Source organism: Clostridium sp. CM037, assembly GCF_055081095.1.
This window is the reverse complement of sequence record NZ_CM143650.1, coordinates 719,282-736,174: the sequence shown is the minus strand read 5'-3', so window position 1 is coordinate 736,174 and position 16,893 is coordinate 719,282. Positions and strand designations below refer to the sequence as shown.

The following is a 16,893-nucleotide window of genomic DNA, read 5'->3' as shown; positions in this document are numbered from 1 at the left end:
TTTGTGCAATGTACATTCACATATTTAAAGAATTTCATGCCATCCAATTATATCTATAATACCAAGACCTGGAGAATCATTAATAGTTATCGTATTCCCTGTGATACATGCACCACCAATTATTGAATCATGTTCAAATAGCAACATAGTATCTAGATCAGCTTTAATCATATTGGATTTCGATGTTGCAAAACTCGTTGCTGCTGTAATGCCTATTCTACTTTCTAGCATACATCCCATCATACACCTTATACCCATATTTTCTGCCATATTATACATCTTTATTGCATTATTTATACCACCGCATTTCATAAGCTTTATGCTAATAAGGTCTGCTGCTCTTTTTTCAATTATCTTAAAGGCATCTGATGGACCAAAAACTGCTTCATCTGCAAGAATTTTTGTTTCCACATTGTCTGTTACATATTTTAGTCCATCTATATCCCAAGCATTAACTGGTTGCTCAACAAACTCAATGTCTAAGCCCATATCTTCAAATTTTCTAATAGTACTTACAGCTTCCTTTGGTCTCCAACCTTGGTTAGCATCTACTCTTATTTTTATTCCACGCCTTACCGCTTTTCTTACTGCTTTTACTCTCTCTATATCACGAGTCATATCATTTCCAATTTTCACTTTTAAACAAGTATAACCATCCATTACAGCCTCTAATGATTTTGTTACCATTTGTTCCACTGTATCATTTGCTATCGTAATATCTGTAGTTAATGAATTTTTATATCCACCCAAAAGTTTGTAAAGTGGCACTCCATATTTTTTGCAAAGTAAATCATATATAGCAACATCAATAGCTGCCTTAGCACTATTATTTCCATGCATAGAACTATGAATTACTTTCATAATTTCTTCAATATTATCAATATCTAAACCTATAATTTCAGGTTTAATATACTTTATTGCTCCAATAATTGAACTCTGGGTTTCCCCAGTTATTAAAGGTGTTGGGGCTGCACTACCATATCCTATCTCTCCTGTATCTGTAACCATTTTTATAACTATTTCATCAGAAAAATTAAGAAGTCTCTTTCCTACTTTATATGATTGTCTCAAAGGAGTATTAATTTTACCTACCCTAATATCTTGTATTTTCATAATTATCCCCCACTAATAGTTTAATATTTTTATAGTATTTAACCTACTTAACCTATTTATACAATAACAAGTAAATTGTTAACAGTACAATATTTCATTATACCTCTATATCTACTTTAATTCTATTACTTTTTTATAAATTCTTTACTAATTATTTTTATATAATTTAACCCTTAAAAAAACTAAGGTCTATATCTTATAAAATAAGATATAGACCTTAAAGTTATTCTATTTTTATTTACTTCTATTTAGACATGCATCTTGTTTCTAAGATGCATGTCTAAAGTTATTTACTTTGCAAGTTCATATAATGCATGAGCATATATCTTAGCATTCGTAATTAAATTGTCTATTGTGATATATTCATTTTTTTTATGAATAGTATCTGGTTCTCCTGGGAACATTGGTCCAAAGGCTACAGTATTAGGCATTTCTTTAGCATAAGTGCCTCCACCTATGGATAGCAATTTAGCTTCTTTTCCAGTCTGCTCAGCATAAACCTTTTGAAGTGCCTTAATAATTGGACTATTTGGTGAAAAATATAATGGTTCTTGATGTTCAAACTTTTCTACTCTTATTCCAGTTCCATCGATTTTACTATTAAATGGAGTCATCATATCTTCTAATTTCTTTGTTACAGGATATCTTAAATTTAAAGTCATCGTAGCTGAATTTTCATTCATATCTACAACTCCCACATTAAATGATAACTTACCTGAATTCTCATCTTCAAGACAAACACCAAAAGATTCTCCGTGTGTTTCCATACCTATATTTTTATTTAAAAATACTACAAATTCTGACGCATCATTTGACCCAAGATCTAATGTTCCAAGGAAAGCAAACAATTGCATTATGGCATTTTTACCAAGTTCCGGTAAACTTCCATGAGCTGCTTCACCTATAGATTTAATTATTACCATATCTTTATCAACTACTGCCGAAAGCTTGTACCCATTATCTTTTATAAAAGCACCTAACTCTTTAACTATACTTTGTGCGTTAGTAGCTACAATTCCTGCCTCACAATAATCAGGTACTATGTTAGATACTTGACCACCCTTAATATATTTTATAAAGTTTTCACCCTTATTCTTGATCTTAAAATCTTTTACAATGTTAAAAATAGTTATACCTTTTTCTCCATTGATTATTGGATACTCTGCATCTGGAGTAAATCCAGCAACTGGTGCTTTTTCTTTTTCTAAGTAATATTCAAGTTCCTTGCTTCCTGTTTCTTCATTAGTTCCAAATAGAACTCTAATTCTTTTAGATATAGGCAATTTCGCATCTTTAATCGCTTTTAATCCATAAAGCGTTGCCATTATTGGTCCTTTATCATCTGTAGTTCCACGTCCGTACATTTTTCCATCATGAATTTCTGCAGCATAGGGTGGATGAATCCATCCTTCACCTTCAGGCACTACATCTAAGTGACCTAATGCTACAACATAATCTTCACCTTGTCCATATTCTGCATATCCAACATAACCATCTAAGTTAACTGTATGAAAGCCTAAATTCTTTGCAGTGTTTAAAGCACATTCTAGTGATTTAGCTACTCCATCGCCAAAAGGCATTCCTGGTTTAGCTTCACCTTCTACACTCTTAATTCTTATTATTTCTTGAGTAGACTTAACAATATCCTCTTTCATAACGTCAATTAATTTATTTAATTCCATATTCGTTCCCCCCCACTTATAGTCTACATGCGTAGCTTTGTCTACCTTCGTAGCTTAGTTAAGATATCATATTATTTATTATTGTTTTTCAAAGGTAATCCATCCTTTTTGAGATAAATACCTTAGAAACATAATTAACCTATTAATAGCATTCTGCTCAGTATCATCAAATTTTTGAGCCAGAGCTAAAGCTATATCATAAACTGTTTTAGTGCCATCACAAAGTTGCCAAACCATAGAACCCATTTCATCGAGCTCTATATCATTAACTTTTGATTTTTTTATGAGCCATCTCACAAATTTTTCCACTGGCTTATTATGGTTAAAAAATAGTTTTACTTTTTTATCACTTACAGACCATTGTTCAATCTTTCTTAATGGCCTGTAAATCATAAAATTTTCTTGTGATTTTTCTTTGTTTTTTTTATTAAACATACATTTCTCCTACAAAGAAGTTAAGAGCCATAGTGGCTCTTAACTATATTTTTTCTTTATTTTTCTTTAAGTTAAATTTTGTTTACTATGTCTAATTTTAACATTAAACAGTGGTTTTGTCCACTTTTGTAGCAAACATGTAGATCCATAATCCTAATCCCAAGAACATTATTGCAGCGAATTCGGGGCTTGCGGATAAAGCTGGGAATAACTTCGCTCCAAATCCTATGTCAAGCTTCGCTGTTGCAACTCCTGCTACAACTATACCCATTAAAGCATCTCCTGCAACAAGTCCTGATGCAAGAAGTATACCTTTTTCCACTTGTACCTTTTGTTTTTCTTCGTCTTTCTTGAATTTCTTTTCAACTAATATTCTAATAATACCACCACAAAGAATAGCTGAGTTTAAATGTATTGGTAAATATATTCCAAGTGCAACTGGAAGTATTGGAATGCCTGCCATTTCACAGAATATCGCAATTGTAACTCCAACAAATACTAGAGCCCATGGAAGTTCACCAGTCATTACACCTTTGATAACCATTGACATTAATGTTGCTTGAGGTGCAGCAACGTCCTTACTACCTATACCGTATGTGCTATTAAGCATTAATAATACTGCACCAGCAACTGCTGCTGCTGCAACTATTCCTAAATACATACCAATCTGAACACTCTTTGGTGTTCCACCAATAACGTAAGTTGTTTTTAAGCTTTGTGCAGTACCACCAGAAACACAGATAGCAACACAAACTATACCACCTACAATAACAGCTGCAATCATTCCTTTATCACCAACGTTACCTGTAATCTTTAATATTGATGTTACAAATAACAATGTAGCTATAGTCATTCCTGAAGCTGGATTATTTGAACATCCAATTAAACCAACCATTCTAGCTGATACAACTGCAAAGAAGAATGAGAATACAACTGCAAGTATTCCACCAACTATACCCACATTAATTATTGGTAACAACCATGAAAGTAAGAATACTAATACTGCTGCGCCTACAACCCAAGTTATTGGTGCCTCAACATCTGACCTTTTTTGGGTATTTGCCCCACCTGCTCCAATACCAGACATAGCTGATTTAAAAGATTTGATGATTGTTGGAGCTGATTTTCCAAGACTTATAAATCCACCTGCTGCAACCGCACCAGCGCCTATATATCTTATATAATTTTTCCAAATATCCCATGCTCCCATTTCACTAATAAGTTTTACTGATGGGAATAATGGTGCTTGCAAACCATGCCCAACATACATTATTAATGGCATAAGTCCAAACCATGCTATTAAAGAACCTCCAAACATATAAAGTGATGCTTGGACTCCAACTATATAACCGACACCCATAAGAGATGCTAACGTATCAACACCAAATAATGTTGATTGCACTGGTTTGATAGTCCATTCAGCTTCTTCGACCCAGAATTTAAATCCACCAGAGAATAATTTGAAAACTGCTCCTCCTATAAGTCCTGTCAATACTGCCTTAAATCCTGAACCACCTTCACTACCAGTTACAAGAACTTCAGCAGCTGCCATACTTTCTGGATATATAAGAGTACCATGTTCTTCTACTATTAAGAAGCGTCGTAGAGGTGTAACAAATAGCACTCCTAAAAGTCCTCCAAGTAATGTTACAACAATTATAGTAGAGAGTTTTAATTCCATACCCCAAAGTATAATTGCTGGAAGTATAAATATAATTCCACCTGCTAATGATTCTCCCATAGCCGCAATTGAAGATACCATATTAGCCTCTAATATGTTATTTCTTTTAAATAAACCTTTAAGTATTCCTGTAGCCAAAATTGCTCCTGGAATACCTGCTGAAATTGTCATACCTACTTTAAGTCCTAAATAAGTGTTTGCAGCCGCAAATATCATTGCAAATACCATACCCATTATTATGGATATTGCCGTAAGTTCTGGCATTGCCTGACTCGCTGGTATAAACGGTAAGTAATCCTCACCTTTAATACCACCGTAAGCTGTATGAGACAGTTTTTTTGATTCCGCCATGATATATCCCCCTCTTGATTATATATGTTAATCATCTATTAATATAATTCATAATACCATATGTTGTAATAATAACTAATATGAAAATTCATCGTATTTAACCAAATTTTCACATTTCAACAATTTTTCAGTTAAATCCCTACAAGATGCTCGTTTTAGCTTAACATATCACTATAATTTTATACTTAATATTACTTTTGAAACTGTACAAATTTTTTTATTCATTTTCAAATATTTAGTTAATGTAAATTTATATTACTTCTTAAAGTACAAAAGAATATTGGTATTTTTTTATCAAATATATTGTCAGGAAATGTAAAGCTTTACCATGGTTTTTTTATTGCAAAACCCTTTAGCTAGAGGGATACTAAATTCAATTATTAGACTATATTATAAATTCCTAACTAATTAATTTTCAAAAAATGAAAATAGCAGATATATAAACTTGCATTTATATCCTGCTATTTTATTATTTTAATTTTCCAAATCTACTAAATGGACTAATTATAATTCCTGCCTTACCCATTATATCTTTTTTAGGTATAAAAGGTTTATCCCAATACCTTGCATCTAGAGAATCTACTCTATTGTCACCCATAAAGAAATAACTATCTGCTGGCACTTTATATTTCCCTGTTTTACCACCTGGATATACAACATAACTTTCATTTATTTTTTTATTATTTATATATACAGATCCATCTTCTTTAACTTCTACTATATCATTTGGAAGTCCAATAAGCCTCTTTATTAAATCTTCACCCAATTCATCAGAATGAAATACTACTATATCTCCATGTTTAAGGTTATTTTTGTTATGAACTATTGTTACTAAAATCTTATCATTCAAATGTATTGTTGGTAGCATAGATCCAGTCGGAACAGTTACATTAAAGAAAATAACCTTGCGTATTACAAATGCTATTATAACGGCCACTACTATAGGTACTATCCAATCTTGAAATATTTTTTTAATAAAGTCCATAATTATCTCCTCCGAAATCTAACACATTAATATCTTATCACAATATTTACAATATATCAGTAATTAAAATTTATTTTCTTGTTAAATCATTTACTGCGGAGCTGCAACATAATTTAGTATATAAAGGTGAAAAGAGAAGCTGACCTATTAAAAGTCACTTCTCCAAATTTGACGGGAATATATAAAATTACTGTATGTACTATTCCATGCGATGCGCAAAATGTTCCATGATTTTTGCCCAAATACGTTGTGTTTCGATGAATTCAGCATAATGTTTTTCCACATTTCTATTGTATTTCTCGAGTTCTGCCAAAACATTAATAAACTCAGGCTTTCCAAAATAAGCACTGATTTTAGGCAACGTTACTCTCAGCTGCTCTTTTATCTCTCTAATCTTATCCGTGTAGTGATCTGGCTGAGTTATATAGAGCAGTAATGGCTTATAACGAATCCAACCTATACATGCATTATAAAAGCGAGTTTTAACCTTGTCCGTATCAGCTTTGATAAACTTCAATCGAATTGGGAGAACGCCTTCTAAAAGGTGATTATATGTAGAAAATCCGTCATGGAATGTGTAACATGGCACACTCAAAACTTTTCTCTCACCTAGGCATGTACTTAAAAAAGTATCCTCCCCTCTAGCTCCTGGTGGATTGTAAAAAGGGAAAATACGCTTAGGCTCAGTTAGGTTAATACACAGATTAGCACCTGATATGAATTTAGAATGATTTATTTCTTCTACCTCTCTGGCCTCATGGCTAGTCAATGTCTTTGTATCTGCATATGTTATCCCACCGTTTTTCATAACAGATTTCAATTTATCCCACTTAATAATATCATTACTAATAGCCTCAATAAAAGACCTAAAATCACCTTCGGTCATAGTGTCATTGAATTCCATATATGGAATTGGAGATATATAACCACAGTGATGCCCGTGGGTGATGTCTGCTTCAGTGATATTATTAAGATGTTCTGCCAAAACAAATTGACCTCCCCAAATTGCAGTATCAAGCGTATTAGTTACTGCCATTGGGTATTCGTCATCATCCAAGAAAACAAGATAATCCATTTTGTTTTTTATAGCATTATATAGCACTGCGTTACGCTTGGCTGCATAACCTTTGCCAAAAATCATTTGAGTCTCCTCAAAACTAATGACGTTTTCTCTAATTAAATAATCAATTTCTTCTTTTATAGCAACGCTTCCAATAAATTTACTACTATCAATCTGCTTTACCAAATCGGGATGTACATTTGTGTAATCAGTTATTTCAGTTTTATTATAATGAAGATCATAGGCAACAAAAAGGTTTAAACTTAACCTTTTATCTGCTACCAAGCCAGATTCCTTCCAATTGCTTATGTTAGTTCTCAGCACCTTTTGAAAACTCTTTCTTCCCGTCGCAAAACCTATTCCAACTTTAATCTCTTTGACGTTCGGCATTTAATCACTCCCTTTTATGAAAACCTTATGGTAAAGTCTTTCTCTATTGTATATTATACCACAACTATCCCATAAAATCTCAAATAGCATTTGCTATTTTACGTTAGGCCAAATAATACGCTTGCAATTTATATTTACCAATCTAATTCAATTAATTGCATATTTAAATTAGATATAATAATTTAGGGACTGTAGTTAGATTTGTAAAAACAAATCTAACTACAGTCCCTTTGCTACCAGCCTATTTTCTCTCTATCCTCGCAACGCACTCTACATGAGCCGTCTGTGGAAACATATCCACAGGTTGAATTTCTAAAGTTTTATACCCAAGTTCATCTAAAATCCCAAGATCTCGAGCTAAAGTGCCTGGATCACAAGAGACATATACTATAGTTTTAGGCTTCATGCTACTAATTGCTTCTAAAAGAGTTTTGTCACAACCCTTTCTTGGCGGGTCAACTACCACAACATCAGCTTTTACTCCCTGATGAAGAAGCTCTGGAATAATTTTTTCTGCCTCGCCTACTATAAATTCTGTATTAGATATATTGTTTTCTTTTGCATTTATTTTAGCATTTTCAATGGCCTCGGGTATTATCTCTACTCCATATACTTTTTTAGCCTTCTGAGATAAAAATAAGGATATAGTGCCTGTACCACAATAAGCATCAAGCACCACTTCTCCACCACTTAAATTTGCATACTCTAGCGCTTTACTGTACAGCACTTTTGTTTGTATTGAATTAACTTGAAAAAAGGATAGTGGAGAAACTTCAAATTTAAATTCCCCTATGTAATCTGTTATAGTATCTTTTCCCCATAGAGTTACGCATTTCGCTCCTAATATTACATTTGTTTTTTCACTATTAATATTTTGGATTACACTCACTAATCCTTTGATTTTTTTAGTCATTAAGGCTATAAATTCTTCTTTGTAAAGAAGAGTTTTACCATTAGTAACTAATACCACCATTACTTCTCCAGTTTCAATCCCTTTTCTAATCATAATATGTCGAAGATTGCCTTGGTGATTTTCCTCATTATAACACTCGATATTAAACTCTTTTATCCATTGTCTTGTTAGCTTTACCACAAGATCTGCAACTGTATCTTGAATATGGCAATTTTCCATATTTATTATGTCATGACTTCTTTGCGCATAAAACCCAATATTCACTATAGAATTTATATTGCTAACAGGTAGTTGAACCTTATTTCTATAATTATAAGGACGCTCCATGCCTATTGTAGAATGTACTATGACCTCTTCTAATTTCCCTATCCTATTTATAACCTGTACTACTCTATTAGTTTTAAAATCCAATTGAGCTTTATAGTCTATATGTTGTAGGTTACAACCGCCACAGTTCTTGTATATACTGCAAACTGGATCTATTCTACTTGCTGATTCTTCAATTATCTCTAATAGTTTACCAAAAGCAAAGTTTTTAGAAACCTTAACAATTTTTATTTTTACCACTTCACCTATAATCGCACCAGCTACAAAAACGGTAAAATTATCTATTTTACCTACACCTTCGCCCTCATATCCCATATTATCTATTGTCATTATATAATCTTCATTTTTTTTAACAGGAATAATATAATCATCAAACTTTCTCTTACTTTTCATTGTTTTTCCTCCCTAATTCTACCTTTATCCTCTTTACTAAAGCACATGAAAATAAATAGCAAGCAAGCTATGCTCGTATATTTACTCCCATGTGCTTATTAATTTTGATTTTATAATACCTAAAAAATGCCTACATCACAATTTAAAAAAATTCTATTATTCTTTAAAAGTCTCACATTGTGTTTTTTCAGTAGTTAAAGCACCTGTACCATTAACCATAATATTATCTGCAGCACATAAATTTTCTCGATTGTGTATACAATTTTTAGCAATGCATCTAATATTCGGACTCATCTCTATAGAGTCACTATTAAATGCTTGTTTAAGTTCACCAACTACATTCATATTAAGTACATTAGTTAATGAATTCTTTAATCCTTTTTCAGCAAATGTTTCACACTTCGTTGCCTCACTACTATGAGCATTTGACCCGGAGACATTGATAGTACTAGCTGAGCAAATTCCTGACATATTATTGACGCAATTTGTTGCGCTGCAACTTAGAGTTCCGCTCATATTTATCACTCCCACTACTTATTTCTTATTATAATCTGTAGCTTTAGCTTTTATTATACTATAAAAATGAAAAATAAGTATAATAATTATTATTTTGCGAAAGCTGTTTCTTATATAATAAAAAAAAGCACCATGTAGGTGCTAAAAAAAATCAGTTGCCATGTTGTTTTGTTTACACTTATAACTATATCCATATTTGTTTTCAATATACATGTCTATTGAAATTTTAAAAAAAGATTGCCAGTTAACTGACAATCTCTTGAGCTATAAACTCATTATTTTAGTTTTTTACATTAGCCCTACCACTATACACAATGCCTCTAGCCGCATCCATTGTTATAAATGAACCAGTTTTAATAACTTCTTCTGCTCCTATTGCACTATATATTATTGGAATTTCTCTTGATGTACATTCAATAACAACACTTGAACTTAATTCATCTTCTTCTACAATAATTCCTGAAACTCTATCTAATATGTCAATATATTCTCTATTTAATGTTTTCATTACTAAAATGTCTCCATCTCTCATAGTGTCTTTAGCTTCTTTTGCACTTTTTACATAATAAGCTGTACCACAAGCTGAAGCACTTATATTTCCCTTACCTTGAAGTAATATATCACCAACAATATGAACTTTCATCATATTTGTACTACCTACATAATTTGCTGGAATTCCAGCAGCAATAACTACTAAATCTCCCTTTTCTACATAGCCTTCTTTTAAAGCAATATTTACAGATTTATCTATAAGTTCATCTGTAGATTCTACCTTCTCTTCACATATTGCAACTACACCCCAGTTTAATGCGAGACTTCTAGCTATCTTTTCATAAGGAGTAACAGCTATAACAGGGCATTCTGGTCTGTAAGCTGAAACTTTTTTAGCCGTACTACCACTTTGAGTTGCAGTAATAATAGCTGAAGCCTTAAGTTCCATAGCTGTATTGCAAGTAGCTAAACTAATGGCATTTGGTACATTAGGAATGTGATATTTGCCCTTATTCTTTAAATTCTCTTCATAATTAAGAGCATTTTCAGCAGCTTTTGCTATTTTAGACATTATAGTTACTGCCTCTACAGGGTATTTACCATTAGCAGTTTCACCACTGAGCATTATAGCATCTGTACCATCGAATATTGCATTTGCAACATCTGATGACTCGGCTCTAGTTGGTCTTGGATTTCTCATCATAGAATCTAACATTTGAGTAGCTGTTATAACTGCCTTTCCAGCAGCATTACACTTTTGGATAATCATTTTTTGAACTATTGGAACTTCTTCAGTAGGGATTTCAACTCCTAAATCTCCTCTTGCAACCATAATACCATCAGAGAATTTAATAATATCATCAATATTATTAACCCCTTCTCTATTTTCGATCTTAGAGAAAATTTGTATATCTCCGCCACCATTTTCGTTAAGTACACATCTTATATCAAGTACATCTGATGCTTTTCTTATAAAAGATGCTGCAACAAAATCAACACCTTGCTCAGCTCCAAATTTTAAATCACTGATATCTTGCTCTGTAAGTGCAGGTAAGTTTATTGAAACACCAGGCACATTAACTCCTTTATGGTTACCTATCATACCAGTATTTGCAACCTTGCAATGTATTTTTTTACCTTTTACTTGTTGTACAATAAGTCCCACTAAACCATCATCTATTAGTATAGTATCATTCGGTTTAACATCCTCATATAATTTATTGTATGTTACTGAACAAATAGTTTCATCTCCAACAACTTCTTCACCACAAACAACAGTGAATTTTGCGCCTTCCTTTAATTCAACTTTACCAGCTGCAAAATTTCCTGTTCTGATTTCTGGACCCTTAGTGTCTAGTATTATAGCAATATGTTTATTAAGCTCTGATCGTAGCTCTTTTACTAAGTCCATTCTTATCTTATGTTCTGCATGATCTCCGTGAGAAAAATTATGCCTTGAAGCATCCATTCCCGCATCAATTAAGCTTTTTATAGTTTCACTATTGTCACTTGCTGGCCCTACTGTACAGATAATTTTAGTTTTTTTCATAAATTACTCCTCTTATTGTTAGTTTTTTTTATTTAATACATTATTACGTTGTCTTATATTTAAATCCCTTAGCAGATGCGCAACTCTGGAAGAGATGATTAACAGCTCTGGAAGAGATGATTAACAGTTCTGAAAAAGAGATGATTAGTAAGAAAGAATTTTTGAAATATGATAAAGTCTTTCATTAAATTTTCTTGGTATTTTTAATGCTTCATTAATGTCTTCATCCATTATTTTGCCATCTTTCATACCAATTACTCTTCCTGATTTACCTTCCATAAGAACTTCTACAGCCGCTACTCCCATTCTTGAAGCAAGCATTCTATCAAAGGCACTTGGGCTTCCACCTCTTTGAATATGGCCGAGTATTGTAGCTCTTGATTCAATTCCTGTTGTTTCTTCTACTTGCTTTGCAAGTTCATTTGCTCCGCCTACACCTTCAGCAAGAATTATCAGATTGTGCATTTTGCCTCTTAGTTTACCTTCAAATATAGTTTTGCATAAACCATCTATTTCATACCCTTTTTCAGGAATAATAACTTCTTCAGCCCCTCCGCCAATACCAGCGTATAAGGCTATATCTCCACAATTTCTTCCCATTACTTCAACTACACTAACTCTTTCATGAGAACTTGATGTATCTCTTATTTTATTTATAGCATCCAGTACTGTATTTAGTGCTGTATCAAATCCTATAGAATATTCACTATAAGGCAGATCATTATCAATAGTTCCAGGTATACCAACCGTTGCAATACCCAAATCTGATAAAAGTTGTGCGCCTTTGAAAGAACCATCTCCTCCAATTACTACTAGTCCATCAATCCCAAATACCCTTAATACATTAACTGCCTTTGCTCTTCCAGCTTCTGTTTTAAATTCTTCACAACGGGCAGTTCTAAGAATAGTTCCACCTCTATGTATTATATCCGAAACAGAATGTCTATCCATATCAAAAATTTCACCGTTTATAAGGCCACTATATCCTCTTTTTACGCCCATAACTCTTATGCCTTTAAATATACCCATTCTAACTACTGCTCTAATGGCTGCATTCATTCCCGGTGCGTCGCCTCCACTTGTTAATACCGCAATTGTTTTCATAAAAATAACCTCCTTGTTGTTCTCTGTCTAAGATATCAACTATTGATTGTTACCTTATTGTACCAGAGGGACAAGTATAGTCCCACTGTAATTATAATATATTTATGTTTCCAAACAAAACATTACTACTAATTTTAAAATACCTTTATAGTCTAATATTATACAAATTTCTCGAAATATTCAACATTTTATATGAAAAAAAATATTTTTTTATTAAATGGTATAGTATTAACACTTTGTAAACCTTTTATTGAATAAAAACGGGAGAAAAGAAACATTACTCCCATTATTTTACCATTATATGGTGTTATTTATTGAACTTTTATGTTGTTTTCTCCAAATATACTTCTTAGAAGTACCATAGTATCTGTTTCTTCACTTAACCACAACCCTTTATCTACAGCGTACATTTTTCTTGGCTCTTTTGTACAAAGATATACAGGAGTATTCCCTCTGTAAATAGCTAAATTCTGTTTTAATTTTTTTAGTGCATCCTTCATCATAAGTTCATTTTCTATTAGGATATAAATTTTTTCACTGTTAATCTTTAGGAGTGGTTTAATATCTTCACATAATATCTTTGGTTGCTCTTCTTCCCTAATGCTAACTCTACCTTTTAGTATTACTATTTCATCCTCTTCCATTAATGATTTATACTTTTCAAATGTCCTCGGAAAAACTATTACTTCCACACTTGCGTATAAATCCTCCAAATTAATAAAAGCCATCATATCATTATTCTTCGTAACTTTCTTATTAACAAATGATATTATACCACCAATAATAACTTTATCACCATCTTTAAGTTTAAAGCTTTCACCTAACATGTCATCGCCTTCTTCAAGGCTTTCTTCTGCTACAATATCAGAAATTCTTGTATTAGTTTGTATTTTAAGTGTCTCTTCATATTCATCCAGTGGATGACCAGATAAATATATCCCCGTCATTTCTTTTTCCATAGCTAAAAGATGTTTCTTTTTAAATTCTTTAATATTAGGATACTCTATTTCAAAATTATTATAAGTATTTTCAAAATCTAAAAATAAATTTATTTGCCCCTCAATATTTCTCTTCCTATCATTATTTACTCCATCTAATACTTTTTCATAGATTGCTAGTAGTTGTGACCTGTGAATTTTGAAATCATCAAATGCTCCTGCTTTTATAAGACTTTCTACTGATCTTTTGCTTACACATGAAGTATCTATTTTATTGCAAAAATCCATAAAACCGGTGAAATCACCTTTTTCTTCTCTGTTTCGTACAATGCTATCTATCACATTTACCCCTACATTTTTCAAAGCTGTAAGACCAAATCTTATAGTATCACCTTTTACAGTAAAACCCGCAAAGCTTTCATTTATACTAGGAGGCAGCACTCCAATGTTAATTTGCACTGCATATCTAGTATAGAAGGCTATTTTCTCACTATTACCCTTAACACTATTGAGCATAGCAGCTATAAATTCTGTTGGATAATAACACATTAAATATGCTGTTTCATATCCCACAACTGCATAGGCTGCCGCATGAGATTTATTAAAAGCGTAGGACGCAAAATCCATCATTTGATCAAATATGCGGTTTGCTGCCAACTCTGTAATACCATTTCGAAGACAACCTTCAACTTCTATATTGCCAGCCTCGTCCACTATCCCATGGATGAAATTATATCTTTCCTCTTCCATAACTTTATGCTTCTTTTTAGACATTGCACGACGGACAAGATCAGATCTTCCCATTGAATACCCAGCAAGCTTTCTAACAATTTCCATAACTTGTTCTTGATATACCATTACGCCATATGTAACGCCTAGAATTTCTTCGAGTTGTGGAGTTTCATATTCAACCTTATCCATGCTATTTTTATTTCTTATATAACGTGGAATCTCAGCCATTGGGCCCGGCCTGTACAAACTTATACCTGCAATAATATCTTCTAAATTATCTGGCTTTAGTTCCTTCATAAAGCTAGTCATTCCTGCAGATTCAAGTTGAAATATCCCTACAGTCTTTCCTTCTCCGATCATCTTGTAGACCTTGTGGTCCTCAATGTCTAAATTGTCTATATCTATAGATACATTCCTATTTTCTTTAACGAAGTCTACACAATCCCTCATAACTGTAAGTGTACGAAGTCCCAGAAAATCCATTTTTAAAAGACCAAGTTCCTCAAGGGTTCCCATAGGAAATTGTGTTACTATCATTTCATCATTTTTCTGAAGAGGAACATAACTTACTAGAGGTTTTGACGCAATAACTACTCCTGCTGCGTGAGTGGAACTATGTCTTGGAAGTCCCTCTAATGCTTTTGCTATATCTATAAGCGCTTCAACTCGATTATCATCTTCATATAATACTCTGAGCTCTGCATTCATTTCAATAGCCTTATTTATAGTTATACCAATTACAGTTGGTATCATCTTAGCGATTCTATCTACCTCTGCATAGGAATAGCTCATAGCCCTTCCTACATCTCTTATGCATGCTCTAGGAGCCATTGTTCCAAATGTTATAATTTGTGATACGTTATCTGATCCATATTTTTGCACTACATAATCAATTACTGCTTGGCGTCCCTCATAACAGAAATCAGAATCTATATCTGGCATTGAAACTCTTTCAGGATTTAAAAATCTTTCAAAAATAAGACTATATTTAATAGGGTCTATCTTGGTTATGTCCAAGGTAAAAGCAACTATTGAACCTGCCGCAGAGCCCCTGCCGGGGCCTGTCGGAATATCATGTTCTACTGCAAACTTTATAAAATCCCATACTATAAGAAAATAATCTACGTACCCCATTTGTTTTATTATATTAAGTTCATATTCAAGTCTATCTACGTACGACTTAGCGAATACATTTCCATCCGCTATTTCATTTATGTATTCTATAGAAAAACCATTAATCGTTACGTCACTAAATACATCATACCGCGTTACCATACCTTTGTAGCAGTTTTCTCTTAGGTATTCGTATGGTTCTACGCCAGGAGGTAATGGAAATTTTGGAAGCTTTGACACATGAAATTCATAATCAAAGTTACACTGCTCTGCAATTTTGACTGTATTGCTAAGCGCTTCTGGGACATATGCAAAGTTCTTTTTCATTTCCCCTGGAGCTTTTAAATAAAATTGATCTGAAGGGTATCTCATTCTGTTTTCTTCATCAACAGTTTTCGCTGTTTGGATGCAGAGTAGCACATCATGAGCCTTAGAATCCTCTTGCTCAATATAGTGAGTATCATTAGTACAAATTAATGGAATTCCTGTGTCTTTTGACAACTTAACTAAAAGTTCATTTACCTTAAACTGTTCCTGCATACCATGATATTGTAATTCTAAGTAGAAGCCATCTTTGAATATTTCACTATATTTTAACGCTATAACCTTTGCTTTTTCATAATTATCTTTTAGAAGAAGGCTCTGAATCTCACCACCAAGACAAGCGCTACTTGCAATTAACCCTTCACTATGCTTTGATAAAAATTCAAAATCAACTCTTGGTTTATAATAAAAACCCTTAATTGAGGCAGCCGATACTATCTGCATCAAATTCTCATACCCCAATAAATTCTTGACTAAAAGCACTAAATGATGAGTACTATTATCCCTATCAGCTTCTTTTATATTCATAGATTTAGCCGCTACATATATTTCGCAACCAATAATAGGCTTAATCCCCTGCTCTTTTGCCTGCTTATAAAATTCCACACATCCATACATTACACCATGGTCTGTTATAGCGATACTCTTCATGCCAAGCTTCTTGGTTTTAGAAATAAGATCTTTAATCTTTCCCGAACCATCCAGCAGGCTATACTCTGTATGCACATGAAGATGCACGAAACTTCCTAAGTCTTCTTTTTCTTTTATATCTAGTTCTTGGTTCACATTTTCACT

The 16,893-nt window shown here is 32.8% G+C and carries 11 protein-coding genes; all 11 read right to left on the bottom strand.

The features are described 5' to 3' along the window. Positions 1 to 24 precede the first annotated feature (24 nt). Positions 25 to 1,113, bottom strand: a complete 1,089-nt coding sequence (locus ACWJKP_RS03685; protein ID WP_165412435.1) for a dipeptide epimerase — start codon at positions 1,111 to 1,113, stop codon at positions 25 to 27. Between the two features lie 290 nt (positions 1,114 to 1,403). After that, positions 1,404 to 2,795 carry a dipeptidase PepV gene (gene pepV, locus ACWJKP_RS03680; protein ID WP_165412434.1) on the bottom strand — a complete coding sequence of 464 codons (1,392 nt, stop codon included), beginning with the start codon at positions 2,793 to 2,795 and terminating at the stop codon, positions 1,404 to 1,406. A 78-nt stretch (positions 2,796 to 2,873) separates the two neighbouring features. Then, positions 2,874 to 3,230 (bottom strand): PqqD family protein, encoded by a 357-nt coding sequence (locus ACWJKP_RS03675; protein ID WP_165412433.1) that lies wholly within the window; start codon positions 3,228 to 3,230, stop codon positions 2,874 to 2,876. Between the two features lie 103 nt (positions 3,231 to 3,333). Continuing rightward, complete coding sequence (locus tag ACWJKP_RS03670) at positions 3,334 to 5,262, bottom strand: OPT family oligopeptide transporter (protein ID WP_165412432.1); 1,929 nt, start codon at positions 5,260 to 5,262, stop codon at positions 3,334 to 3,336. Between the two features lie 469 nt (positions 5,263 to 5,731). Further along, positions 5,732 to 6,247, bottom strand: coding sequence for a signal peptidase I (lepB, locus tag ACWJKP_RS03665; RefSeq protein WP_165412431.1), 516 nt, complete (start codon positions 6,245 to 6,247; stop codon positions 5,732 to 5,734). A 199-nt stretch (positions 6,248 to 6,446) separates the two neighbouring features. Next, positions 6,447 to 7,697: a hypothetical protein gene (locus ACWJKP_RS03660; protein WP_165412430.1), complete on the bottom strand. Its 1,251-nt coding sequence runs from the start codon at positions 7,695 to 7,697 to the stop codon at positions 6,447 to 6,449. A gap of 241 nt (positions 7,698 to 7,938) precedes the next feature. Further along, positions 7,939 to 9,330 (bottom strand): 23S rRNA (uracil(1939)-C(5))-methyltransferase RlmD, encoded by a 1,392-nt coding sequence (gene rlmD, locus ACWJKP_RS03655; protein ID WP_165412429.1) that lies wholly within the window; start codon positions 9,328 to 9,330, stop codon positions 7,939 to 7,941. 156 nt (positions 9,331 to 9,486) lie between these two features. Further along, the gene (locus tag ACWJKP_RS03650) at positions 9,487 to 9,846 is read right to left on the bottom strand and encodes a DUF1540 domain-containing protein (protein ID WP_165412428.1); all 360 of its coding nucleotides are present in this window, start codon (positions 9,844 to 9,846) and stop codon (positions 9,487 to 9,489) included. Between the two features lie 280 nt (positions 9,847 to 10,126). Continuing rightward, entirely contained in the window at positions 10,127 to 11,887 is a 1,761-nt protein-coding gene (pyk, locus tag ACWJKP_RS03645) for a pyruvate kinase (protein WP_165412427.1), read from the bottom strand. Positions 11,888 to 12,031: 144 nt separating this feature from the next. Further along, positions 12,032 to 12,991, bottom strand: a complete 960-nt coding sequence (gene pfkA / locus ACWJKP_RS03640; RefSeq protein WP_165412426.1) for a 6-phosphofructokinase — start codon at positions 12,989 to 12,991, stop codon at positions 12,032 to 12,034. Between the two features lie 311 nt (positions 12,992 to 13,302). Continuing rightward, the gene (locus ACWJKP_RS03635) at positions 13,303 to 16,884 is read right to left on the bottom strand and encodes a DNA polymerase III subunit alpha (RefSeq protein ID WP_224579044.1); all 3,582 of its coding nucleotides are present in this window, start codon (positions 16,882 to 16,884) and stop codon (positions 13,303 to 13,305) included. Positions 16,885 to 16,893 lie beyond the last annotated feature (9 nt).

Excerpts from the sequence above, each read along its gene's own strand:
- ACWJKP_RS03685 (WP_165412435.1), bottom strand. The coding sequence starts at position 1,113 with ATGAAAATACAAGATATTAGGGTAGGTAAAATTAATACTCCTTTGAGA.
- pepV (WP_165412434.1), bottom strand. The coding sequence starts at position 2,795 with ATGGAATTAAATAAATTAATTGACGTTATGAAAGAGGATATTGTTAAG.
- ACWJKP_RS03675 (WP_165412433.1), bottom strand. The coding sequence starts at position 3,230 with ATGTTTAATAAAAAAAACAAAGAAAAATCACAAGAAAATTTTATGATT.
- ACWJKP_RS03670 (WP_165412432.1), bottom strand. The coding sequence starts at position 5,262 with ATGGCGGAATCAAAAAAACTGTCTCATACAGCTTACGGTGGTATTAAA.
- lepB (WP_165412431.1), bottom strand. The coding sequence starts at position 6,247 with ATGGACTTTATTAAAAAAATATTTCAAGATTGGATAGTACCTATAGTA.
- ACWJKP_RS03660 (WP_165412430.1), bottom strand. The coding sequence starts at position 7,697 with ATGCCGAACGTCAAAGAGATTAAAGTTGGAATAGGTTTTGCGACGGGA.
- rlmD (WP_165412429.1), bottom strand. The coding sequence starts at position 9,330 with ATGAAAAGTAAGAGAAAGTTTGATGATTATATTATTCCTGTTAAAAAA.
- ACWJKP_RS03650 (WP_165412428.1), bottom strand. The coding sequence starts at position 9,846 with ATGAGCGGAACTCTAAGTTGCAGCGCAACAAATTGCGTCAATAATATG.
- pyk (WP_165412427.1), bottom strand. The coding sequence starts at position 11,887 with ATGAAAAAAACTAAAATTATCTGTACAGTAGGGCCAGCAAGTGACAAT.
- pfkA (WP_165412426.1), bottom strand. The coding sequence starts at position 12,991 with ATGAAAACAATTGCGGTATTAACAAGTGGAGGCGACGCACCGGGAATG.